General features: G+C 40.1%; 27 protein-coding genes. 7 read left to right on the top strand and 20 right to left on the bottom strand.

Annotated features, from left to right (window positions below; all coding sequences use genetic code 11):
- Position 1: 1 nt before the first annotated feature.
- The gene (gene queF, locus HMPREF0873_RS07095) at positions 2-499 is read right to left on the bottom strand and encodes a preQ(1) synthase (protein WP_004697960.1); all 498 of its coding nucleotides are present in this window, start codon (positions 497-499) and stop codon (positions 2-4) included.
- A gap of 1,086 nt (positions 500-1,585) precedes the next feature.
- On the bottom strand, positions 1,586-1,816 hold the full coding sequence (locus HMPREF0873_RS09890; RefSeq protein ID WP_255324102.1) for a helix-turn-helix domain-containing protein: 231 nt from the start codon (positions 1,814-1,816) through the stop codon (positions 1,586-1,588).
- A gap of 133 nt (positions 1,817-1,949) precedes the next feature.
- On the opposite strand from HMPREF0873_RS09890, the gene HMPREF0873_RS07085 reads away from it, so the two are divergent.
- Entirely contained in the window at positions 1,950-2,681 is a 732-nt protein-coding gene (locus HMPREF0873_RS07085; protein ID WP_038125747.1) for a copper amine oxidase N-terminal domain-containing protein, read from the top strand.
- 167 nt (positions 2,682-2,848) lie between these two features.
- Here HMPREF0873_RS07085 and HMPREF0873_RS07080 read toward each other — a convergent pair whose 3' ends face one another.
- From HMPREF0873_RS07080 to HMPREF0873_RS06995, 18 genes are all read right to left on the bottom strand, one after another.
- The gene (locus tag HMPREF0873_RS07080) at positions 2,849-4,474 is read right to left on the bottom strand and encodes a membrane biogenesis protein AsmA (RefSeq protein ID WP_008603217.1); all 1,626 of its coding nucleotides are present in this window, start codon (positions 4,472-4,474) and stop codon (positions 2,849-2,851) included.
- Between the two features lie 223 nt (positions 4,475-4,697).
- A complete protein-coding gene (locus tag HMPREF0873_RS07075) occupies positions 4,698-6,530 on the bottom strand; it encodes a carbon starvation protein A (protein WP_004694192.1) in 1,833 nt (610 codons plus the stop codon).
- 281 nt (positions 6,531-6,811) lie between these two features.
- The gene (gene hisH / locus HMPREF0873_RS07070; protein WP_008603219.1) at positions 6,812-7,438 is read right to left on the bottom strand and encodes an imidazole glycerol phosphate synthase subunit HisH; all 627 of its coding nucleotides are present in this window, start codon (positions 7,436-7,438) and stop codon (positions 6,812-6,814) included.
- Positions 7,439-7,516: 78 nt separating this feature from the next.
- Positions 7,517-8,593 carry a histidinol-phosphate transaminase gene (gene hisC / locus HMPREF0873_RS07065; protein WP_008603220.1) on the bottom strand — a complete coding sequence of 359 codons (1,077 nt, stop codon included), beginning with the start codon at positions 8,591-8,593 and terminating at the stop codon, positions 7,517-7,519.
- A gap of 89 nt (positions 8,594-8,682) precedes the next feature.
- A complete protein-coding gene (hisE, locus tag HMPREF0873_RS07060; protein ID WP_008603221.1) occupies positions 8,683-9,009 on the bottom strand; it encodes a phosphoribosyl-ATP diphosphatase in 327 nt (108 codons plus the stop codon).
- Between the two features lie 2 nt (positions 9,010-9,011).
- On the bottom strand, positions 9,012-9,329 hold the full coding sequence (hisI, locus tag HMPREF0873_RS07055; protein ID WP_004694201.1) for a phosphoribosyl-AMP cyclohydrolase: 318 nt from the start codon (positions 9,327-9,329) through the stop codon (positions 9,012-9,014).
- Between the two features lie 205 nt (positions 9,330-9,534).
- Positions 9,535-10,293, bottom strand: coding sequence for an imidazole glycerol phosphate synthase subunit HisF (gene hisF, locus HMPREF0873_RS07050; RefSeq protein WP_038125746.1), 759 nt, complete (start codon positions 10,291-10,293; stop codon positions 9,535-9,537).
- Positions 10,294-10,377: 84 nt separating this feature from the next.
- Positions 10,378-11,100, bottom strand: coding sequence for a 1-(5-phosphoribosyl)-5-[(5-phosphoribosylamino)methylideneamino]imidazole-4-carboxamide isomerase (gene hisA, locus HMPREF0873_RS07045; RefSeq protein WP_008603223.1), 723 nt, complete (start codon positions 11,098-11,100; stop codon positions 10,378-10,380).
- A 13-nt stretch (positions 11,101-11,113) separates the two neighbouring features.
- The gene (gene hisB, locus HMPREF0873_RS07040; RefSeq protein ID WP_008603224.1) at positions 11,114-11,704 is read right to left on the bottom strand and encodes an imidazoleglycerol-phosphate dehydratase HisB; all 591 of its coding nucleotides are present in this window, start codon (positions 11,702-11,704) and stop codon (positions 11,114-11,116) included.
- 122 nt (positions 11,705-11,826) lie between these two features.
- On the bottom strand, positions 11,827-13,104 hold the full coding sequence (gene hisD, locus HMPREF0873_RS07035) for a histidinol dehydrogenase (protein WP_008603225.1): 1,278 nt from the start codon (positions 13,102-13,104) through the stop codon (positions 11,827-11,829).
- A 72-nt stretch (positions 13,105-13,176) separates the two neighbouring features.
- On the bottom strand, positions 13,177-14,781 hold the full coding sequence (gene hisG, locus HMPREF0873_RS07030) for an ATP phosphoribosyltransferase (RefSeq protein WP_024062603.1): 1,605 nt from the start codon (positions 14,779-14,781) through the stop codon (positions 13,177-13,179).
- 243 nt (positions 14,782-15,024) lie between these two features.
- A complete protein-coding gene (gene hisJ / locus HMPREF0873_RS07025; protein ID WP_038125744.1) occupies positions 15,025-15,888 on the bottom strand; it encodes a histidinol-phosphatase HisJ in 864 nt (287 codons plus the stop codon).
- Between the two features lie 100 nt (positions 15,889-15,988).
- Positions 15,989-16,489 carry a GNAT family N-acetyltransferase gene (locus HMPREF0873_RS07020; RefSeq protein WP_008603228.1) on the bottom strand — a complete coding sequence of 167 codons (501 nt, stop codon included), beginning with the start codon at positions 16,487-16,489 and terminating at the stop codon, positions 15,989-15,991.
- Between the two features lie 354 nt (positions 16,490-16,843).
- Positions 16,844-17,512 (bottom strand): energy-coupling factor transporter transmembrane protein EcfT, encoded by a 669-nt coding sequence (locus HMPREF0873_RS07015; protein ID WP_008603229.1) that lies wholly within the window; start codon positions 17,510-17,512, stop codon positions 16,844-16,846.
- Between the two features lie 9 nt (positions 17,513-17,521).
- The gene (locus HMPREF0873_RS07010) at positions 17,522-18,334 is read right to left on the bottom strand and encodes an energy-coupling factor ABC transporter ATP-binding protein (protein ID WP_024062592.1); all 813 of its coding nucleotides are present in this window, start codon (positions 18,332-18,334) and stop codon (positions 17,522-17,524) included.
- Entirely contained in the window at positions 18,327-19,952 is a 1,626-nt protein-coding gene (locus HMPREF0873_RS07005; RefSeq protein ID WP_008603235.1) for a tryptophan transporter, read from the bottom strand. Before HMPREF0873_RS07005 ends, HMPREF0873_RS07010 begins: the two co-directional genes overlap by 8 nt.
- A gap of 140 nt (positions 19,953-20,092) precedes the next feature.
- Positions 20,093-20,413, bottom strand: coding sequence for a type II toxin-antitoxin system RelE/ParE family toxin (locus HMPREF0873_RS07000; RefSeq protein WP_008715166.1), 321 nt, complete (start codon positions 20,411-20,413; stop codon positions 20,093-20,095).
- 2 nt (positions 20,414-20,415) lie between these two features.
- Positions 20,416-20,661 carry a type II toxin-antitoxin system prevent-host-death family antitoxin gene (locus HMPREF0873_RS06995; RefSeq protein ID WP_021147581.1) on the bottom strand — a complete coding sequence of 82 codons (246 nt, stop codon included), beginning with the start codon at positions 20,659-20,661 and terminating at the stop codon, positions 20,416-20,418.
- Positions 20,662-20,944: 283 nt separating this feature from the next.
- On the opposite strand from HMPREF0873_RS06995, the gene HMPREF0873_RS06990 reads away from it, so the two are divergent.
- The 6 genes from HMPREF0873_RS06990 (at position 20,945) to rbsD (ending at position 24,855) form a co-directional block, all read left to right on the top strand.
- Entirely contained in the window at positions 20,945-21,466 is a 522-nt protein-coding gene (locus tag HMPREF0873_RS06990) for a cysteine hydrolase family protein (protein ID WP_008715162.1), read from the top strand.
- 108 nt (positions 21,467-21,574) lie between these two features.
- Complete coding sequence (locus HMPREF0873_RS06985) at positions 21,575-22,231, top strand: NAD(P)H-binding protein (RefSeq protein WP_004694229.1); 657 nt, start codon at positions 21,575-21,577, stop codon at positions 22,229-22,231.
- A 237-nt stretch (positions 22,232-22,468) separates the two neighbouring features.
- Positions 22,469-22,750, top strand: coding sequence for a type II toxin-antitoxin system Phd/YefM family antitoxin (locus tag HMPREF0873_RS06980; RefSeq protein WP_004694230.1), 282 nt, complete (start codon positions 22,469-22,471; stop codon positions 22,748-22,750).
- A gap of 4 nt (positions 22,751-22,754) precedes the next feature.
- On the top strand, positions 22,755-23,081 hold the full coding sequence (locus HMPREF0873_RS06975) for a type II toxin-antitoxin system RelE/ParE family toxin (RefSeq protein ID WP_004694233.1): 327 nt from the start codon (positions 22,755-22,757) through the stop codon (positions 23,079-23,081).
- Between the two features lie 340 nt (positions 23,082-23,421).
- Positions 23,422-24,312, top strand: coding sequence for a ribokinase (rbsK, locus tag HMPREF0873_RS06970; RefSeq protein ID WP_004694236.1), 891 nt, complete (start codon positions 23,422-23,424; stop codon positions 24,310-24,312).
- 129 nt (positions 24,313-24,441) lie between these two features.
- Positions 24,442-24,855, top strand: a complete 414-nt coding sequence (gene rbsD, locus HMPREF0873_RS06965) for a D-ribose pyranase (protein WP_004694238.1) — start codon at positions 24,442-24,444, stop codon at positions 24,853-24,855.
- Positions 24,856-24,943 lie beyond the last annotated feature (88 nt).

The raw sequence follows: 24,943 nt of genomic DNA, 5'->3' as shown, positions 1-24,943 counted from the left end.
ATTAACGGTATGCTACGCGCTCTGGCTGCATGTCGTGGAAATGAAGGCGCTCTTTTGCCGTCTTTTCCCACTCTGTACCAGGCTTGCCGTAATTTGCGTATGGATCGATAGACAAGCCACCGCGCGGCGTAAACTTGCCCCATACCTCGATGTACTTAGGATCCATCAACTTCACAAGATCTTTCATGATAATGTTAATGCAGTCCTCGTGAAAGTCCCCATGATTGCGGAAACTAAACAGATACAACTTCAAGGACTTGGACTCAACCATTTTCTTATCTGGTACATAAGAAATGTAGATTGTGGCAAAGTCTGGTTGCCCTGTCATAGGACACAAGCTAGTGAACTCAGGACAGTTAAACTTAACGAAGTAATCATTGTCAGGATGCTTGTTATCAAACGCCTCTAACACCTGTGGTGCATAATCAGTTGGGTAATCGGTCTTGTGACCTAACATCGTTACCCCTTGTAACTCTTTTTCAGATCTGCCGGATGCCATAAGGAACCTCTTTCTATAAAATATAAATTCTGCGAAATCATTCAATATAAATAAATTATATCATACGTAGTGCTAAAAAAGTCCTCCCCCAGGTCTAGTTAAACTGTTAGTAGCAACTAATGCATCTAATAACATGCTCTCGAACATCAAATCCATAAAAACTAAAAGGACACTATGGCTCCAACCCATTCAGTAATACCGCTCACTGAAGATTAGACTATAGTGTCCTTTTTTAGATTCATATGCCTTATATTAGCATTATACGTTAATCAATAGATCCTGCTATATGTACGGTCAGCGTATCTAATAATAGGTCAAAATATATAAATATATGTATAAGGCTACTAGAAATAACCAAACATATACGCCTGCTTTAAAATTAAAATGATATTTTTCTACTTTATCACTTTCAAACTCATCATTTTTAAGCATAAAGTACATTCCAACTAAAGATATCCCCATACAAAATATCCACCAAAACAACATAGTAAATGGAGATATTAAATTACGTATGAAAAATATTCCACACCCGAGTACTAAGCTAAAAGTATAGATAATTCGAGCTAAACTAAGCTTACCTTTATGCGTAATAAGTTTGTATATGAAGAATATAATACCAAATATCATAATCAGATCTTGATACATTACTTATCTACATCCTTTTTCAAATTAAATTTAATTTCATATTTTGCGTAATTTCTAGCTTTCGTACCGACTATACCAACTACAAAAGAGCCGGCAGATCTTGCAACGTACTTTCTCAATATAGATTATATAAAAGCTACAAATCAACATTACTAAATATCTTTTCACACCTCAAATGAACGTATAAAAATGACCATAAACAAAATGCTGCTTTTAAAGAATTCGCTTACAGCCCCTTTTTTAATTATACTATCTTTCTAAACGTAGAGTTATAAAAATATCTAAACCGGATTCCACCATTAATAAATCATTTAATCTTGTCTTAAATTGTAATAAGTAATGCGACAAAATTAAATCAATTTTCTAATCTGGTGTTTTAAACTTAAGGCATTTCCTAGGTCAATTATTAATCAGCATTAGTGCTTCTGGAGACCAAGTTTGTTATAATCTGGATTTAATTAAAGCCGCTAATTGAGGTATTAAGTTTATTAGTCTTCCTTTATTAGCAGACTTACTAGTTGCTACCTGTTGTGCTTTAATCGTAGAGTATTCGTCTTTAACACGATTTAATTCTCTTACTACAGTAGAATGGTGAACACCAATTAAACTAGCAATTTTATGAACAGAGTACCTTTCTTTTCTTAAAATTTCTATTTGACTTCGTTTTTCTATAGCAAATCGATAAATTCATCCCTTCTTCTTTATTAGTTTTGTAAAATTAAAATTCATAATATAATATTCATATATCCATGTTATAGTACCCATTATGATTTATCGTTACGTTTTATACACAATGGAGGTTACCATGAAATTAAAACAACTGATTTTGTCCGGTATAGCCGTTGGGGCGCTAGCTTTCACAAGCGGAATGGTGCAACCTGCACAGGCAGCAGTCGGAGCGGAGACAGCTACAACGACACAGAGTTTAAAAAGACCTGCATCAGTAACGACACAGCATTATATCAATGTAGATGGCATATTATTAGAGCCCATAGATAATAAACCAAATGTCATCTATGTTGACGGTCAGCCACTCGTAGCGTTACGTCAAGTATCAGAAGCATTAGGTTATAAAGTATCTTGGGATGCCCCTACAAAAACGGCATTAATCGATATGAATATTGCTACCTTAGCGGTACAACCAGACTCTAAACAAGTCGTGCGCAAGGGTAAACTGCAAATCATCAACCTTGATACATCCGAATCTTTACTGCCTGCAGCACGTATGGTAGACGGAATTCTGTATGTAAGTCCGAACGTATTCAAACTCTTGTTAAATGATGTAACCATCAATAAAGACGAAATATACATCGTTCCACAACAAAGTCAATTGGCCACTGATTCAAACACGCAAAAAGGCAAACGAAACGGTATCGAAACATTTTTACCGGATCAAGGAGATAAAGTAATTCCATACGAAGAAGAGGAAACCAAAGAAAAGAAACCTCTTATTACGGTAAAACGAACTAACACCAAAACAGATACCAAAGACACAGAAAATACCGAATATGTACGCTCTAATGGATTAAACAGATAATAAAATCTTTCGTATAGCTACATATAATTTAGCACCTTATAACTAAAAGAAGGCAACTCATCACCATGATGAATTGCCTTCTTTTTTGATTTCTGCTAGTTTATTATTTCCGTTACTTTATATTATTACTTTATTGTTTCTTCTCACCCTTTACGGCTCAATACAGTTTATTGCTTACTGTTTTTTGACAGATTATCTAAACTATCTTTTGCCGTATCCATACTCCGTTTCAGATCCTTCATGGATTCTTTTATGTCCGGCGCTGTAAGCCCAGATTTGTCGATGCCTTTTGCAGAGTCAGAAGCACGCCTACTATTTTCCCTAGCTTGTTTCATATCGTCTTTAATGCGAGTCATATTTTCATCAATTTCATCAAATGACTCATCATACAGAATAAAATTACTGCCTCCGTGAGAAGTAATATTAAGGGGCCCCATCGTGAGCTGTCCATCATCGATACGCAGAGCATCCGTAGTGATAGTGGTGATTTTCGTATTTACTTTCACATCGCTAAAGGATAAATGTCGCCCTTTATTGTGAAAGTTTCCCGTAATACTTTGAATTGGAATCAGCATATAGTGCCCTTCACCAGACCAGAAGTTCCCCCATACCTCCATGTCTCGAGGTTGGCCTTCACTTTTAAAGTTCAAATTTGCCGATACAGGCACGAGGAACTCAGGAGCCTTGAGGGCTACACTACTGTCTAAATCCTTTGCTACGCCTGTAATCGTATAGGCTCGAGTGTCCAAATTATATACACCCTTAGCCTCCAATTTACCGCTGTATACATTGGCACTAACGTTTTCAAAATTCAAAATACCATCTTGGTACGTCACATCTCCTACTACATTCTCAAAGGTAAGTGCGGGGATGCGTAAAATAGGCATCGTCACACGACCTTTAGCAAAAGGACGGTTAAAATCACCTGTTACCTTTGTAAGCAAGGTCATGGCATCATGAATATTCTCACCAAAGCCTAGTGATGATGGATCCACCCCTTTCACATCAAATTGTAGATCCAGTTGAGGCATGCGATGCTTTAAAACATCCTTTAAATCTACACGACCTTTTAATACAAGACCATCCCCTATGGCGGTACCACCAAATTTGCCCGTCTCCATATCGATACGAATGGCCCTCTTACTATCAAGATCAATTTTTGAGTTTACATTCTTTATCACATAATGGCGATTTCTATTAAAGACCTCTAACTGACTATTTCTAAGTGTAATCTTAAGATCTAAATGTTGACCTTGCCAATTAAAGTTACGTACTTTCTTACCTAGTTCCTCTTGCCGTTCTTGTGTGGTCTTTTTAGGTGCTTTCGGACGAGGCTCTACCTCATTAATTGGTTTATTTACATCTGGAGATATGGGCGCGAAATCCAACCGATTATTATCGTCTAAATCAATAACTATAACCGCATCATCTAATTCAATGCCCTTGATAGCGGAGGACTTAAAATTACGTGTCACCACATCCCACATATTGACGCGGACTTTCCCACTTGGTGCATTGAGCAACTCATGCCCTTCTGGGTCCTTCCAAACAAGGCCTGTAAAAGTCAAAGTTCCCCACGGTGTAGCAGATAAACTTTCAACAGTAACCGTACCGCGCATCATAGTTTGTCGAGCCATAACCTCATTAAAAATAACGCCCATTCCACGACTAGCAATGGTTGCTAGTACAAAGACTATAATCGCTCCAATGGCAAGAAAGGCAGCAATGCCTTTTAGGCCTTTCTTATACAATTGTTTATATTTTGTCCAATAAGAACGTATATAATGTTTCATAGCCCTATTATAACATGTTCAAATCACAATATCCATGTGGTGTTGCCTGTATCAATCATATTGACCATAAGAAACTCTTTTCCATACAAAAAGCGCCTTGCTCACAGAAAACTCTGCATGCAAGGCGCCATTACCTAACTATTTTATAAAAAAGACAGCAAATTTATAGATTAAAAGTGCACCCACAAATGTGAGTGCACTTTATATATTGCAATAATCAATCTTATGCTTTTACTTCTTTACCGTATTTTACAAGGCTTTCAGCTTCGATTTCAGCTTGAGTCCGATAGTCTTGAGGAATGCTAGACAAGCGAATCCAACTACGTACGGCTTCTACCAATACGATAAGGATCATGAAGAACATAGCAGCACTAAATGCTACTAAAATCCATTTACCAGCAGGAATATAGCTGTAGAATACATTTTCATAGTCTGCAGCGATAGCCACGATAGCCATTAAGATACAAGGAATACCTGTTACCCAAGCATAGCGTTTGCGGCCAAGTCTCATAATAACTGTAGTACCTACGGCCAATGTCATGGTACCTAATAATTGGTTAGATACGCCGAATAGAGGCCAGATAATACCGATATTACCTTGTAGAACTAGGTAGCCCCACAAGATACAAATTAAAGCGGCACAACCATACACACCAGGAGCCCAGTGTTGGTCGTTGAATTTAGGATGGAAATGACCTAATAATTCTTGAAGTAAGTAACGACCTACACGAGTACCAGCATCGATTAATGTCATGATGAACAATGCTTCAAACATGATACAGAAGTGATACCAGTAACCCATCAAGTGAGCCATGTTAGGCAATCTGGAGAAGATATGAGCCATACCTACTGCAAGGGATACGGCGCCACCAGGACGGTGCATCAAGTCTTCACCAACCATTGCAGACAATGCTGGCAATTCATGGACTTGAAGGCCTAAAGCTTTGAAAGACTCAACTGTGGAGTTAATCGCAAAGTAATCATCTGGATGCAATGCAGTGGCAGCAATCAAGGCCATCATAGCGATGAAGCCTTCTGTTAACATCGCGCCATAACCGATAGGTAAAATTTCTTTTTCATTAGTAAGCATTTTAGGTGTTGTACCTGTAGCAATAACAGTATGGAAGCCAGATAACGCACCACATGCGATAGTAATGAAGATGTAAGGGAATACGGAACCTTTCAATACAGGACCGCCGCCCCAGATGTAAGGAGTTACAGCTGGCATTTGAATTTCAGGCATTACAATGATAATACCAAGAGCCAATGCACCGATTGTACCGATTTTAAGGTATGTGGACAAATAGTCACGAGGAGCAAGTAACAACCATACTGGCAATGCAGCCGCAAAGAAACCATACACAGCAAGCATAATTTCAATGGTTTGCAAGTCGTATGTGAACCAAGATGCATATTCGCTAGCCGCTACATTTGGACCGTAGATGATGGCTGCGAAGATTAAGGCTACCCCAATAATAGTCGCCTCTTGGATTTTACCAGGACGCAACCATTTCAAATAAATACCAATAAAAATAGCGATTGGAATGGTAGCAAATACGGAGAAGAATCCCCAAGGAGAGTTATGCAATGCGTTAGCTACTACTACGGCCATACCAGCAAGGGTAATGATCAATAGGAATAAGGTAGCGAGCATAGCACCAAAACCAGCAAGTTTACTGATTTCTTCACGAGCAATATCCGCAATCGATTTACCATCGTAACGAACGGAAGCAAACAAGATAACCATATCATGTACAGCACCGGCTAATACGGAACCAATTAGGATCCATAATGCCCCAGGCAAATATCCAAACTGTGCTGCGATAACAGGACCTACAAGTGGCCCTGCACCAGCAATTGCTGCAAAGTGATGACCAAAGGTTACCCATTTGTTGGTTGGCACGTAATCGTGACCATCATTGTGAACCATAGCTGGCGTTGGACGATATTGATCCAATGTCAGTACCTTAGCCGCTATAAAAGCCCCATAAAAGCGGTACGCTAAAATTAGAATACACGCGGAGGCAATAACTAAGTAAATACCATTCATAACCATATAAACACCTCCAATAATCACGTGACATGGAGTATATGAATATTACTGATAAAACTTATGTATCGTATCCATGCCACAATGGCTTCCTAAAATGTTAGTACTTACAACATTATTGTATAACTAATCAACAAGGTGTCAATTATTAATTTCTCATTTTGAAAGTTAAGTATAACTATAAAGCATAATAACGGCATTCTCTACCTATGAGATGCCGTTATTATCCTAGATATATTGGTTACTGAATGACTCATTCTTATCTGTAATAAAAGATAGCTATATCCCTATTCTCCTGCTTTCCTATAAGTTTTTGTAATAGTCCCAAATGTACGCAACAAATTTAGACCTACGACACCGCTTTTTTCAGGGTGGAATTGCATTCCATATACTCTACCTCGTTCTACAATGCCAGGTACATCGATACCATAATTTGCAGTAGATATGATATATTCAGGATCTGTATCCACATAATAGGAATGAACGAAATATGTATATTGATCATCTACATTGCTAAAAGCACTATGAGGCTGGTGTACTACATTTTTATTCCAACCCATATGAGGCACGCTAAGGCCAAGGTTGCGAGGAATTTCTTTTACCTTACCGGGAATAAGGCCTAAACCGGGCGTTGGGCCGTATTCTTCAGATTCTTCAAATAAAAGTTGCATCCCTAAACAAATACCTAATAAAGGTATTTCACGTTTTACTACTTCATAGATGACATCGACTAAACCACGTTCTTTTAGAACTGCCATCGCCGGTGCATATGCGCCTACACCTGGCAAGAGAACACTATCAGCATTTAATATAGTCGCCGAATCTGCCGTTAGCACTGCATCAATGCCAATGTAAGCTAAGGCTTTCTGGACATTGAAGGTATTCCCTGCATCATAATCTATAATGGCAATCATAATAAACTCCATTCTATAGGGTAAAACACGATAAGATTAAACAAAACGTATTACGAATTGTATGTTATTCTATACAAATCAATTCATGAAGTCTCTTAATATCTTACGCATAACATCCCCATCTTGAGGCATGGGAATCGTAAGACGTAACCATCCTTCTCGTTGACCTCGGCGCACTTGGTAACCTGATTTAAGCCAAGCATCTGCAAGACCCTCCGCATCAGGCGCTGCAAAGAAAATAAAATTAGCCTCACTCTTATAGTAGTGAATACCTAGCTCGTCAAAAAGGATTTCCCATTTTGACCGTTCCTCTGCATTTTGAGAGACCGTTCTCGCCACGAATTCTTGATCACCGAAAGCGGCTTCTGCAGCCACTTGAGATAAGGTATTCAAATTGTACGGCAAGCGAATGGTTTGCATATAATTTGCCAACTCTATAGGTGTCATCATGTAACCTACACGGTAATTGGCAAGGCCATAGGCTTTCGAGAAGGTACGCATGATAGCCACATTAGGGAATTCATCCAAGAGCGCACGTGCCGTAGGAACTGCTACGGAAGTGACAAAATCGATATACGCCTCGTCTATGATGACCAAGGTTTCCTTTGGTATAGCTGCTACAAATTTGCGGATATTTTCAACAGACTCATAGGTACCCGTTGGATTATTAGGATTACAAATCCACACGACCCGTGTCGTTTCATCTACAGCTTTCACAAGAGCAGAAAAATCATACTGTCCCGTTTCAAAATCAGCTGGCACCTCACGGATCTCAGCACCTTCCACGAGGCCATTCAAGGCATATTCCGAGAAGGCTGGCACGCTTACTACGATGGAGTCACCAGCGGTAATCAATGTTTTATTGACCATGGCGATGACCTCATCTAGACCCACGCCGATGACCAGTTGCTCAGGTTGTACCTGCCAGTAATTCGCTAATTTCATGCGCAAATCGGTGGCGTTGCCATCCGGATAGTAGTTGGCATCATTATGGGTTACATAGCTAAGGATAGCCTCCCGTACCAATGGCGATGTGCCGTATGGATTTTCATTCGCCGACAAGCGCACCAATCGCTCTACACCAAGGCGCTCTTTCACCGCTTCAGCCGACTCCTCAGGTATATAAGGTTTCAATGTGCGAATTATCTCTTTCATAGGCTATCCTTTCTATCTATTCCTTAACTCATATAACACATATGAACTCCACCAGAGCTCATATGTCCGAGCTCATAACAGGATATACATTATAAGTTTGTAATTTCTGGGCGATCCGTAGTCTTGCTAACAACCCCTTCGCGGCTCGCTAGCTCAGCTTCAATGGCTTCGTATGGGATATTTTTCTCTACTAATAACACGAGCAAGTGATATAACACGTCTGCTGTTTCGTAAATCAGCTCCTGTGGATCTTCATTTTTTGCGGCGATTACTACCTCTGTAGCCTCTTCACCAACTTTTTTCAAGATTTTATCGAGCCCTTTGTCGAATAAATAATTCGTATAAGAACCTTCCTTTGGCTGTACCTTGCGATTTTTAATAATTTCGTATAATTCGTTCAGTGTTTGCTGTGCCATGTTTAACTCCGTTCTACTTCATTAAAGAAACAGCTTGTGCGCCCTGTGTGACAGGCAGGACCTTCAGGCTTAACTTGAATGAGCAAAGTATCGCCATCACAATCTAGGGCCATGCTCACCACGTGCTGCACATTACCGCTAGTGCCACCCTTATGCCATAACTCTTCACGAGACCGAGACCAAAACCACGTTTCCCTTGTTTCTAGTGTTTTGTGAAAGCTTTCTTCGTTCATCCAAGCCACCATGAGGACGTCCTTAGTCTCCGCATCCTGCACAACCGTCGGCAACAAGCCATTTCCTTTTTCAAAATCCGGTTTCATATTCTATCCTTTATTAAAAGTAATCACCAATCTGTTATCCTATATTAGCTTGTATCTCTTTCTATTGCTATTGCTATTGCTATTTTCTGTTTATCTATCTATTGCTATTTCTATTCTGTTTATCTATAAACAAGCTATTTAACTAACTCTGAACATATAGACTAGTAAAGAACTTGCGAGAGATAATAATTTTTTTTAATCTGTTTTAGCGTACCGTAATTCCGTGAGCTCGTAGTTCTTGTTTGAGTTCAGGAATTTTAACTTCTCCGAAGTGGAATATAGATGCCGCCAGTGCACCGGTAACGCTAGTTTGCTTAAAGAGATCTACAAAATCCTCAACCTTACCTGCCCCTCCAGATGCAATGATAGGTACATTTACGACTGATTCTAGAGCCTTATATAATTCAATATCAAAGCCGGATTTTGTACCATCTTTACCCATGCTTGTCACTAACAACTCTCCTGCTCCACGATCTACGGCCTCTTTAGCCCAGTCGAGAGCTTTCCACTCTGTACGCTTGCGACCACCATGAGTGTAAGCATACCATTCACCAGTTTCTTCATCGGTTTTCACGTCGATGGCTACCACCATGCATTGATTGCCAAACTTTTGAGCCCCTTCTGTGATGAGCTCAGGATTAGCGAGAGCCGCAGAGTTCAAAGATATCTTGTCCGCACCAGCTTTCAACAAAGCCGTCATATCATCAACGCTCTTGATACCACCACCCACGGTGAGTGGCATAAATACTTGTGTGGAGATTTCTTGTACCACATCGCGCATAGTAGTCCGCGCATCAACGGTAGCCGTAATATCTAAAAATACAAGCTCATCAGCTTGTTGCTGCTCATAGGAGGCCGCAATGTCTACTGGACTGCCTACGTCTACGAGATTAACAAAGTTAACCCCTTTTTTTACGCGCCCATCATCTACATCTAGGCAAGGAATAATCCGTTTCGCTAACATAAAGCTCCTTTCCATCGAGTGTCAATCAATATATTCCATTGGTTACGGTCAATAATTAATTTGAGAACATCACAATCATTTCTATTATTTCTGCTGATTGTACTCGGCGATTTCCTCTAACGTAATAGTGCCCTCGTACAAGGCCTTACCAACGATACTATCCATAACACCTTTTTGTTCTAGGGATTTAATATCTGCTAAATTACGAACACCCCCAGAAGCAACGATGCGAGCTGTAGGAAATTCGTTTTGCAAATTTCCAAGTAACTCTTCATTGGCGCCCTGCATTGTACCGTCTCGGTCTACATCGGTAACGATGAAATACTTTGCCCCACCTTCAACCATGGCACCGATTAAATCGGTCATCGGCACGTCGGATTGGTCGAGCCAACCTTCAGCGGCGACCTTGCCATTTTTTCCATCTACACCGATAACGATGCGCTCCGCACCGTATTCAGCGATAACTTGCTTTGTAAGTTCCGGATTTTTAAGCGCTACAGATCCTAAGATAACCCGATCTACGCCCAAACTCAAATAGAGGTCAACAGCCTCTTTATCTCGGATGCCGCCTCCGATTTCAAGGATACCTGTGAAAGCTGCACGCACTGCTTTTACAATGTCTACATTTACAGGCTTGCCCGCCTTGGCACCATCTAAATCAACGAGGTGCAAGGCTCCAACCTTAGCTGCTTCATATTGTTTCGCTTGGTCTACTGGATCAGGGTTGATGACCGTCTCCTGTGCGAAGTCACCTTTATACAGGCGAACACTGCGCCCCTCTTGTAAATCTATAGCTGGAAAAATCATACATTCTCCTTTATTAAATAACTCCCTTTGTAGAGTTAACTCCTTGGATATCCGGATTGATAGTAACTGCTTTGCGCAATGCACGACCCGTTGCCTTAAACATACTTTCAATAATGTGATGTGTATTGCGACCATACAAATTGCGCACATGTAAGTTCATAGCAGCGCTCATCGCAAGAGCTTGGAAGAAGTCCTCCACCAGCTCTGTTTCAAAGTTGCCACCTAAAACCGGCGTACTCCATTCCCCTTGGAAAACGAGGTACGGGCGACCACTCAAATCGATGACAACTTGCGTCAATGCTTCATCCATAGGGACCCAAGCATCGCCATAGCGCTCGATACCAGCCTTATCGCCAAGGGCTTTCACCAAGGCCTGCCCTAAGGCAAGTCCAACGTCCTCAACTGTATGATGAGCATCCACATATGTATCTCCCTTTGCCTCTACCACAAGGCTAAAACGGCCGTGCTTCGCCAATAGCGTCAACATGTGGTCAAAGAAGCCTATTCCGGTCGAGATGGAGCTTGTTTGTGCCCCATCAAGGGTAATTTCTACTGTAATATCTGTTTCTTGAGTGGTGCGTTGCACCGTGCCTGTGCGTATCATAACGACCTCTATACTTCAAATCTATTTTTATAATCTATATTTCTAATCTATATTTTCACTGTATATTTTAAATACACATATAAATATAGATGCCAAATCTATTTTCTAATATTTTTTATAATCTATTTTTCAAATCGTACTTCGATGGCACGAGCATGCGCTTCGAGACCTTCCGTACGAGCCAATGTAGTAATGTGTTTTGCCACTTCTTCTAAACGTTCTTTTGTAAATTGTGTGAAAGATGTACGTTTCACGAAATCATATACGCCTAACGGAGACGAGAATCGCGCCGTACCACTAGTAGGCAATACGTGGTTTGTACCACCTACATAATCGCCCAACGGCTCAGACGCATAAGCGCCAAGGAATACAGAGCCTGCATTTTGAACGAGGCTCATATAGTTCATTGGATCCGGCAATTGGATTTCCAAATGCTCTGGCGCCACTTCGTTCATCACCGTGAACATGTCTTCAATGCTGTCCATAATAGCAATGTAACTGTTGTTTTCAATAGCTGGACGAGCGATGCTTTCACGAGGTAACAATTTAAGTTGACGTTCCACCTCATCAGATACGGCATTTGCTAAACTTTCACTAGTAGTCACCATAATAGCGCGTGCACGAGGATCATGTTCTGCTTGAGATAACAAGTCTGCTGCCAAATGAACTGGATTTGCGCTGTCATCGGCGATAACACCGATTTCACTTGGGCCCGCAATCATGTCGATATCGACTTGGCCAAATACTTGACGTTTCGCCGTAGCCACGTAAATATTGCCAGGACCTACAATTTTATCTACCTTTGGAATCGTTTCCGTACCATAAGCGAGGGCCGCCACACCTTGGGCACCGCCCACTTGATATACCGCATCAACGCCGGCAAGCTTTGCAGCACCTAATACGGCAGGATTAATGCCATCCTTTTGAGGCGGCGTAACCATGATGATTTCTTTTACGCCTGCAATCTTTGCGGGCAAAGCAGTCATGATAATGGTCGAAGGATACGCGGCTGTACCTCCAGGAACGTAAAGACCAACACGAGCCAAAGGAATGACCTTTTGACCACGGATGATACCCGGTGTATCCATATCCACAAAACCCTGCTCGATTTCACGGCTGTGGAATTCTGTAATATTCGCCTTTGCCTTTAATAATGCGGCTTTCAAATCATCAGATAAAGACTCATAAGCTGCGTCGATTTCCTCTTGAGGCACCTTGAAATCTTCAATGGAAACACCGTCAAATTTTTCAGAATACGATTTGAGCGCTGCATCACCGTTAGTGCGGACATCAGCAATGATATCGTACACCCGACGTTCAATCTCCATATCTGTGGTTTGCTGTGTGTAATTCCGTACGATAGCAAGCATCGCCTCTAATGATTCCTTATATATTTTCATCTGTCATCCTTCTTCCTACTTGAGCTATCCATATTGCTAGTTAAATATATGATTCACTCTACATCTTATTTATTAATTTTTATTAATTGCTTCTGAAAGCTGATCTATGAGTTTAAAAATGGTATTTCGCTTTTGTTTTAATGCTAATGGATTTGCTACTAAGCGTGTAGATATGGGCTGTAGCCAATCGAAGATTTCTAGATTGTTTTCACGCAAAGTGGTACCCGTTTCCGTAATATCTACGATAGCATCTGCTAGTCCTACAAGTGGGGCCAGCTCAACAGAGCCTTCAATCTTGATGATTTCCACATCTTGAGCTCCAAAGTACTGTTTTGTAATGGTTGGATATTTCGTACCAATTCGTTGACGACGACCTTCTTTAGGATCATAGCCCGCTAAGGACGCCAAGATGAATTGGCATTTACCCGTTTGTAAATCTAGCATTTCATAGCTCGTATCGTCTTGTTCATCGAGCACATCGCTACCGACGATGCCAAGATCAACCACGCCATTTTTCAAATACGTCGTTACATCTGGCCCCTTTGCAAGGATGATCTCCATAGAATCGCCTAAAGAGATAATGAGCTTACGCGCCTTATTATGTAATGGCTCGCAATCAACACCACATGCTTCTAGGAGTGGAATAAAATCCTTTTCTACGCGCCCCTTCGTAAGAGCGATACGCAATGTATCGTTATCTTGAGCTTTGCTTTCACCCTGCAAGGTAACATCAGTCAAGACGTCGATATTAAAAGCCATCCCTACTGCCGGCATCGGCGTACCATCAAAGCTAGATAGCAAGCCATCATAACGGCCGCCGCTGACGATGTATTGAGACACGCCGTCCACATAGCCTCTAAAAGTAAGACCTGTGTAATAGGATTGAAGTGGTTCCGTAGAAACATCAATGCGAACCCGTTGCCCCGTTGCTTCCACTTGATTTGCCATATCTACGAGATTATCTAAAATGCGCTGCGCCGCTGCAGGCAAGATAATTTGATTAAGCTCATCCTTTATATCTTGAACCGTACCAAACAAGCGAGGCCATACAGTTAAGAAAGGATATAGCGCACTATTTTTAAAGTCAGAAATCAACTCGTTATATCGTGGCAAGTATTTAGTGAATAACGCCTCTAAGAGCTCTGCCTTTTCATCATCACTGAGTCCAAGAGCATCGGTAATAGCACGAGAAAAACGAGCATCCCCAATTTCGAGCAACAAATGATTACCCAACTGAGCTTCGTTCACCTCTTTAATAATCTTGAAGCACTCTTGCTCAGCCTCAAGCCCTTCATAGCCTACCATCTCGATGCCACCTTGCGTCACTTGGTTGACATCGCCACGATGCTTTTTATTTTTCATAAATACATCGCCCAAGTAGTAGAACGTGCGAGGCAATTCAATATTTGTAGTCGCCAAGAAACGACCGATAGGCATGGTCAAATCCGGACGAATTACGACGGACACTTCAGAACTATCCATGAATTCGTACATATGTTGACCGCGCCCCATTGCATAGCCATTGAAAACATCTTTGTACTCTACGAGAGGCGTAGAGATCTTTGTGTATTGACGATTTCGACAAAGACCGAGTACATATTGACTCACATCATCCTTGCGCTCTGCTACGATCCCTATATCATCGCGGAAACCAGTAGGTAATTGCTGCTGTACCATCGTAAACATCCTTTCTATCAATTGATTCATATTATTTCTCACGCCTGTGAAAGCCATATTTCTGTACTATCATTGGGATTATGTGGCTATCCAATACACTATGAGAAAAAATTTACCTATATCGATACTTTTCTATTTTATCGCTTTAATTTATTAAAGTATGAAATCATAATATAACGGTTCTATAGAATTGTCAATAGAACCGTTAATATTTCATGTATTTACTATAATAATGATTTTATACTAGCCCCAAACGTTTTCTATATCTGCCACGCTATGTGCATCAGACCCCAATACAAATGGCACACCGATGATAGCCGCCATGCCTTGAATGAAGCGGCTTGGGTACATTTCACGACAATCTGGTTTGAAGAAGCCGCTCATGTTGTAGTCTAACTCGCGACCTTGGACGCGCATGATATGCAAAATATCGCTCACCACCTGCGCATTGCGACGATCTAAATGACGTTCAAAGCCAAAGTGATGTTGGTATTTCTTGATTAAATCAAAATGCCCTATCCGTTTAGGCGTATATTCACCGAGGTCAGCACGCACGGCTTGGCGCACTGTAGAATAATACTTGTAATATAACTCATATTGTTTTTCAATCCACGGCCCAAAGCCTTTCTCAAATTCTTCAGCACTGTAGTCTAAGCAGTAAAAGGCATTATTAACGCCTTCCATAAAGTGAACGGATAAAATATTATCATCCGTCAACGGACCATAGCGATCCAAGAACTCTTGAATGTCTGATTCAAAGCCTGGAATATAATCGACTTCAAAACCGAGAGAAATATCGATATGTGTGCCATAGGCACGTTGTAATTGACGACCCAACTCTAAGTAAGTATCAACTTCATTTAATTTCAAAGACGCTGTGTCATAGGCCTTTTTATCACCACCATATTCTGCAGCAAAAGCTGTTGGCAATGGTGCATGTTCTGTAAGGCATACCTTTTCGATACGCAACTCGATGGCCTTCTCAATCATCATCGCAGTTCGGTCCCCACTACCATGTGGACACAACTCCGTATGCACATGACCGTCCACGAGACGGCTACGATATTTACTATATCCAACGAACTGCCGTTCATCTTTCATGTTCATTCAATCACCCCTATTCGCCCTAACCCCTGGCGAATCCTTATCTATAATCTATACATCATTAGTATAACGTATTAATATTTATCTTTTACTATACTAATTATTATACCAATAATGCGTATGTTTCGGTATCCTGATATTTACCATGTTTGAATCCAACTTGAGGCGTTAAACCACAATAGGTAAAGCCAAATCGCGCGTGTAACTTGGTGCTGCCTTCATTGCCAGCCGTAATAACGGATACCACATTGTGCAATAACGGATCATTTTTTGCTATTTCTAAAATATGAGCCATCAGCTGTGTAGCGATTCCCCTACCACGATAATCTTGATGGATATAGATAGATAATTCGACGGTACTTTTGTAGGCCTCTTTAGGTCGATATGGTGAAAGCGATGCATAGCCTGCTACAATCCCATCAATGGTACCTACCACAATAGGATGGTGCTCATCGCTATGAGACTCATGCCACTCCTGCCACTCTGACAACGTGTGAGGTTCAAGATCAAGCGTGGCTACGCCGTTTACAACCTCATAGTTATAAATATCTAAACAAGGGGCTATATCACCTTTTGTAATTGGTCGTATTACTAATTCACTCATAAAGTATTCCTCAAAACTGTAGGTATCCTAAAAAATATTATTTCTATTTAACATAATATATAAAAATAGCCCACATACGCAAGAAAAAGGACGAACTATTCGTATAACATACCATTTCACTTTTATCCATCTTTTGAGGTAAGAATTACATATTTTACATCTATATCCCCAATACAACAAAACTGAGTGGTAAAAACAACGTTTTTTACCACTCAGCATATACGTTTTGAAGCATATATAAGTAAAAAGCTCTTATTTTACTTATATACTTTTATCATATTCTTTATTATGACTATTAAAGCTAATACATTTCTATAGGAGCAAAGTTATACTCTTACTTGATATATAAGAAAATTACACAATAACAAATAAAAGTATTGTAATAACAATTAAAGCACTAACAACAGTATAGTCAATTCTTTTCAATCCTACAGATGCAGCAAAGCTGTGTGTGGGACCACCGAATCCACGTAACTCCAAAGACAACGCCATTGTTTCGGATCGTCCCAAGGATTTTAGCAGCAATGGTTGGATAACAGATGCATAGGATTTGATACGCTTAATGAAGTTGCCTTCGAGAGATAAGCCGCGGCAAGCTTGCGCCTCTTGTACAGCATGGCTTTCAGCAATGAAGTCAGGCACGAAGCGCAGTGCAGCAGTGAACATAAATGCATATTCGTAAGGAATTTTGCATTGTGTTACGAGCGCTGCCGTAAGGTCTTGCAATTTTGTAGTTGCCAACAGGCCTATAAAAACAAGTGTCATAGCCAACATTCGTAAGCCGGATACAATGGCAGAGGTTACATCGCCACTGCCAAGGAATTGGATGAGTCCAAGAAATACAGCGAAGCTAGTTAATGCCAACACGGCTTTGCGTTGTTTGAATAACAAACCTGCCAAAAACAGTACACCGAGTTCTACTACGACTAATGCCAATAGCGATGCCCAGTCGCGCAACAGGATGGCCCACACGGATACAGCGAGGGTCATCAAGATTTTTGTTAACGGTACTAAACGTTCCATATGTCCCTCCTATTTTCCGCTCAACTGAGCCACTAACTTGGATTTCAATTCATCCATAGATTTGCAATAGCCTAAGGATGGTACCGCTAGTGAAAGTTCCACACTTGGCGGTTTTGTAAGGCCTAGGTCTTGCAATTCATCCGTAGATTTTTTGAATAATTCTTCTGGACTGCCGTCAAAGGCAACGGTTTGGTTGCCCATAATGATAGCACGGCTACATTCGCTAGCCATGATTTCCATATCATGGGTAATAAGAAGGATTGTGATACCTTCTGAATTAAGCTGACGCAATAGTGCTAATAGCTCTTTAGTTTCCTTACCATCTTGACCACTGGTTGGTTCGTCAAGTATGAGGATTTTAGACTGCATAGCCAGCGCAGAAGCAATGGCAACACGTTGCTTTTCACCGCGGCGCAATGTTGGAGGATAGGCTTCACGCAAATGACCGATGCCTGTGCGCGCCAATACTTCATCAACGATACGCTTCACTTCGGCTTTACTGCGCCCCAAGGACTCAGGTCCGAAGGCAACCTCTGTGGCTACGGTAGGTCTGAACATTTGGCGATCTGGCTGTTGAAATACGTAGCCGATAAATTGTCCCCGTTTAGACGGCGGCATGGACGTAATATCTCTGCCGTTATAATACATGTGGCCTTCCCTAGCCTTTTCTAGGCCGACAAGTAATCGCGTAATAGTCGTTTTGCCGCAACCATTACGACCACCGATAGCGATATATTCGCCTCCTTCGATGGTGAAAGTCACGTTTCGGAAAATATCTACGGATGGCACATAGCCAAAGCGGATGTTTTCAACCTTAAGCATGAGCTCCACCGTCCTTTCCTGGTACATCATCAACACGTTGAACTGGTTGTCTATTTTCTACTATATTAGATTGATCAACAAGATTATCTACTGTAATTCTTTGATTAGCTGGAGAGTTGCTTTTACCATGCACCTCGGTTTGAATAGCATGAGCCATTTCAATTTGGTGCAAGCCCTTGATAGCAGACTCGATGCTGAGCCAAGGTTCATCACTGTGGAAGCCGGCTTGTTCCAATTCCATATACGTAGTAAACACGGATGGCAATGCATCGACGTGAATGTTGTGCTCGTACATGTAACGAAGCGTAGTCGGTACATCGTCATCACAGGCGATAGAGCCATCTACCATGAGAGCCATGCGGTTAGCGTACGGCAATACGGCATGCAAATCATGGTCGATAACGACAACGGTGATACCGTGTTTTTGGTTCAAATCGCCTACGAGGCGATATAATTCTGCGGTCCCATCTGGATCGAGAGAGCTTGTCGGTTCGTCAAGAACAAGTACGGTTGGATTCGTAGCCAATACAGAAGCAATAGCCAAACGTTGGCGTTGACCACCAGATAAACTTGTAATCTTGCGATTTTCTAAGCCTACGAGGCCAACTTGCTTAAACACCTCTTCAGAACGAGCTTTAATAGTTTCACGGTCATAACCGCGGTTTTCCATAGCAAAGGCTACTTCTTCACGAACTGTCATCGTTACGAGCTGTGTATCGTAGTCGGCTAGAACTACACCGATATGGTTCGCTAGTTCTGGGATTTCCATTTGCGTAGTCGCATGACCATCTACGAAGACCATGCCTTCTAGCCGTCCACCATAGAATTTAGGCACCGCCCCTACCATCGCCATACAAAGGGTGCTTTTACCACAACCTGCAGGGCCTGTAACAACGAGGAAATCACCTTCATTTACATCGAGATTGATATTTTCAAGGGATGGTGTAGTCGCCTTTGGATGATAGTAATTTACGTGCTCAATGGATATTTTAGCTTGGCGCTCAGGCAAAATAGTCAAGCGACTATGATCAGATGTCAATTGATCTGCATTTGGCAACATGCCACGTTTAGAGAATAAACGTTGTGCCGGAATATACAAGATTGGTGTAATGGCACCATTCAAGGCCCCTACAATGAGTACCAATGGCCACATGCCGTACATGTACACATTATTTGGCAACCCAAGCACTTGCCACAAAATGGTAACAAAGATACCACCAGATACAACAGTTGCTAAAAAGCCAGACACGACAGGGGTTAAATCAAAACCACCAATTTTACGGAACTTCATGGACAACATAGCGCGCGTTACGAGAGCCGCCGTCAAAGCACCACCTGGCTCAGACAACAAATTGCCGTAAGGGAACGCTGATTTAGACGTCAATACATTGATGAGGGCCGCCACGAGTCCAATCCCCAAGGTTTGACTCAAACTAGGACGAGTCAATAAAATAGCTACGCAGTACGTAGCAATCGTCCAGTTCGGCGTTACCCCAGCCACACTAGGGCTCACCAAATGCAAAATCGTGCCCAATGCGAGCATCAATGTGCTAACAGTAACCCATCTAAACTGGCCACCCTGCACATGTGTGTACACAAGATCCTGAATCCGTTCCATAATAGCCTCATTTCTATAAAAATATATATGGATTTATTTTAACATTCTTCGAGAATTTGTGAAAGCCTAGAGGCTATCAAGGGACTTCAAGTAAAGTCCATAAAAAAAGCACCATCTATTAATGATAGTGCTTTTAAGAACTAATGTACTTCATCTAATAATATTCTAAGATAATTACGTCTACTGTTTAATATTCTATCAATATAGATAGTCCGATCTAAATAACGGTAAAAACTTAAATAATTATGACAAAGTAAATATCTGTATTCAATTTTACTTCCTAGATTAATCAATAATCGCTGCCCCATTTCTGGAAATATACTCAACGAATCATTCGCAGTTACTATATCCAAAACGGTTTTCTTAGCTAACTCAATATCACCGGTTTCTTCTTCTATAAAAGATTTTATTTCTAGCAAATCTTCTCGTGCTTTTGGTGCATAGCTAATTTGATTATTCATAATTAAATCCCCAATTCACTCTTTAGTTGCTCTGATGAAATCCAGCCTTGTTCTTCACCAGATTTACGACCTGTCTCTAAAGCGCCCATAAGTTTTATCGTAGCCATTAGACGTTCATAATCTTGAATATCCATAATTGCATATCGGCCTCTACCATTTTTAGTTAAGAATACGGGACTATCTATAGTAACATCACGTAAAACTTCAGAATAGTTTCGTAAATCTGAAATAGGTTTTATATTCGGCATACTATCACCTCCAGAGTACTTTAGTGATATACTACTCATTTTTCTAATATCTTATTACTATTGTAGTTAAATTATCGCGTAAATTCAACACTAAATTTTACAGCACCCTTTAAAATTACTATCAACATCTATGATACTTATATCTTCCTTTTCTTGTTATATACATATGATATAATGCGCATAGATACTTATTTACTAATAAATTGACATTTTTTATAACCGATATAATAAAATCTAATAGTTCTCACTTAAGAACAAATAATTTATTAAAAAAGGAAATATCATGGCACAAGCATTAATCGTAATCGATATTCAAGAAGGCTTAGTTAAGGAAAACCCTTACAATGCCAAAAACTTTATCTCAAATACAAAAGCAATCATTCAACATTTTAGAGATCAAAATATAGAAGTCATTTATATCAGACATTCTGAAAATGAGGGCTTATTAGCAACGGGCAGTGATAATTGGCAAATCTATCACGAATTAAAACCGCAAGAAAACGAAAAGATTTTCAATAAATATTACAATAGCATCTTCAAGGATACTGAATTAAAGGAATATTTAAACCGAAAAAATATTACCGATGTAACATTTGTAGGAATGCAAGTGGAATTTTGCATTGATACATCTGTGAAAGTAGGCTTTGAGTATGGTTATAATATCACCATCGTCGAAGATGCTATCTCAACCTTTGATAATGAGTATCTACCAGCCGGTACAATCCTATCCTTTTACAAAGAAAAGATTTGGCGGAATCGATTTGCACAGCTAAAAACAACAAATGAAATGTTAAGCATCAATTAAATTACGAAAATAATACAAAGATTTTTATAATTTTTTCTCACGTATTTGTCATATATGTATGTTAAAATTCCATTAAATATTTATGCCCGAACATAGGAGGTCTTTTTTATGTATAAGTATATTACGATTTTAGGAGCTGCGGGCCAAATAGCTCAAAAGTTGACTGCTACACTATTAACATATACAGATATGCACATTACATTATATGGTCGTCAGTTGAAAACACGTATACCTCCAGAGATTATCGACCATGAACGTGTTACAGTGATTGAAGGTTCGTTCCAAAATCCTGGTAAATTAGAACAAGCTGTAACAAATGCGGAGGTTGTATTTGTAGGTGCTATGGAGTCTGGCAGTGATATGGCTTCCATCGTGAAAGCATTGAGCCGCAAAAATATACGCCGTGTTATCGGTGTGTCCATGGCTGGACTTTCTGGTGAATTCCCTGTAGCACTTGAAAAATGGACCTTCGACAACTTACCGATTAGCTATGTTCAAGGTGAGCGCCAAGCACGCAATGTATTACGCGAATCCAACTTAAATTACACCATCTTGCGCCTCACATGGCTTTACAATGATCCAGAGAAAACCGATTACGAACTCATCCCTGAAGGGGCTCAATTCAACGATGCCCAAGTTTCACGCGAAGCTGTGGTAAAAGCCATTTTTGATATCTTACATGCTGCGGATGAAACGCCTTTCCATCGCACAAGCATCGGCGTAGGTGAACCAGGTACACACTATGACAAACCAAGCTTTCACTAATATATAAATAAATATTTTGTAAAAAAGAGAAAATACTATATACCAATACAAGACTATCTTCAATACGCTTGAAGATAGTCTTTTTATATATCATTTTATGATTAAAGTATCTAGTTAACCTCATTTGAATTAAATATCTCATATATATATTTGTATACTGCAATTATATCGTTTAAATGATATAATTACAGTATAAGAATGATGAACAAATACTTTTAAAACTATAAGGAGATAACTATGGGAATATTACGCGAAACAATTCGTCCATCCTCTGATTTACGAAATAAGTATCCTGAAATTTCTAAAACCTTACAACTTAAAGATGAGGCTGCCATTATTACTGTAAATGGTCGTGGAGATACTGTAAGTCTCGGCTATAATACATATAATATGTTAAAGTCAAAAATAGAATTATTATCCTCTCTTGTAGAAGGACAAAACGATATCATTCAAGGTCGCACCACTACACTTGATGAAGCTTTCAACAGTATCGATAAAATGCTAGATCAAATGGGGTAACTCTATGAAATCCCAACCCTACACAATCATTCCTACTGAAAAGTTCAATAAAGAGCTACATCAACAAATACTTTATATAGCTATGCAGTTTTCAAAAGAAACAGCTATACAAGTAAAAGAAAATATTCAAAATTCAATTTCAAATCTTATGAACCATCCATATATGGGGACTACACCTAAAATTAGAGCACTTAATGACAGTGACTTTCGAATGTTGATTTTAGAAAAGCTTATTATTTTCTACACAGTTGTAGAGGAAGCTAGAACTATTTATTTAATCTCTATACTTGATCAACGACAGGATTATGTAAATATACTAAACGGATTATAACATTTGAACTAAACCAGTGCTTCTTTAAAAATTAAATACCCTTCAAAGTGGTATATCCTAAATCTAATCGGTACATTTTTACTCATGTAACATAGATTTTGGGTATACCTTTTTTATTCCTACATTTTATAGATATTTATATAGATAAACTCACGTATTTACGCTATACTAATAAATGATTAATATACACTTATAGGTATGTGAAAGCAAATGCCTCTTAGATTATCAATTATATTTATATATACAGCTCGTTGTATAAAATACACAAGATTCTATGTATAAAAATAAATGATAGTCATTTTTAGTCCCAGTTAGGGCATAGGCTTATTAAGGAGTTATTATGAATCGCATTGTTGTTATTGGCAGTTGCAACATGGATATTGTAGTCCTCGCGAACAAACGCCCTACTGCAGGCGAAACAATCATGGGCAACGAATTGCACATCGCTCACGGTGGCAAGGGAGCAAACCAAGCGGTGGCTGCGGCTCATCTAGGTGCAGAGGTCACTATGGTCGGCTGTATCGGTGAAGATGCATACGGCCATATGATTATAGATAATTTAAAAGAAAATTTCATCAATACAGATTACATCGTTACGGTACCGAATACTACAACCGGTACAGCACACATTACATTAGCTGAAGGCGATAATAGCATCATCGTGATTGCAGGCGCTAATGCTAAGGTAGACCAGTCCGTAGTAGATAACGCTTGGTCTGCTATCGAGCAAGCCGATCTTGTAATGGTTCAAAACGAGATTCCTATTCCAACTATTGAATACATCGTTCGTCGTTGTCACGAGGCTAATGTGAAAGTCCTCTTAAATCCTGCTCCAGCAGCCGACCTCGATTCGGAATGGTTAGAATTAGCAACCTATATTACGCCAAACGAACACGAGTTATCTGCGCTCTACCCTAATCAATCTACAGAGGAGATTTTACTAGCTAACGAAAACAAAATCATCGTTACCCTTGGTAGCAAGGGTGTAGGATATGCCGATAACGGTGAAATTCACATTGTACCTGGCTTCAAGGTTGAGCCCGTAGATACAACAGGTGCTGGCGATACATTTAACGGTGCCTTTGCAACGGCTATCGTTAATGGTAAAAGCTTAGCCGACGCTCTACACTACGGCAATGCAGCAGCGGCCCTCTCCATCCAACGCTTGGGGGCTCAAGGTGGCATGCCAACAAAAGACGAGGTCGCTGCATTCTTAGCAGAACACGTATAGATTGAACCGGTCTTTCAATCCAAACTATACGTTCTTCAAGCAATGAATGCAACTGTCCTCTATATAACAAAGGGAGTTAATGACTAAGGCATTAAAGCCTTAGTCATCGGAATAGATAAGGAGTTATTTATGCAACGACACGGTATTTTAAATAGCCATATTGCTAAGGTTTTGGCAGATCTTGGTCACACAGATACAATTTGTATCTCTGATTGTGGCTTACCGGTACCTGAAGGGGTTCAAAAAATCGACTTAGCCTTGGATTTTGGTGTACCTAGCTTTGAGCAAGTAGTATCCATCATCGCTAAACATATGAAATCCGAAGCGATTCATGTGGCAACAGAAATTAAAGAAAATAATCCTAAGGCTTACGCCTTCTTAGAGTCTACCTTCCCATCTGATCAATACGAATGGATTGAAACGAGCCACGATGCTTTCAAAGAAGCCACGAAACAATGCAAATGCATTATTAGAACTGGTGAAACATCTCCGTATGCGAACATTATCTTACGTGCCGATTGTATTTTCAGCGATCGTCCCTAAAATAATAGATTAACCAACTAAGTTTATACGTTAAGGAACTGAACCTATAAATCAGTTTATGTAAATTAGATAGCTTAGTTTTCAAAGA

The sequence above is a fragment of the Veillonella sp. 3_1_44 genome (assembly GCF_000163715.1).
Taxonomy (GTDB): Bacteria; Bacillota; Negativicutes; order Veillonellales; family Veillonellaceae; genus Veillonella; species Veillonella parvula_A.
The sequence above is the reverse complement of the archived record's forward strand: the minus strand, read 5'-3'. Positions and strand labels throughout refer to the sequence as shown.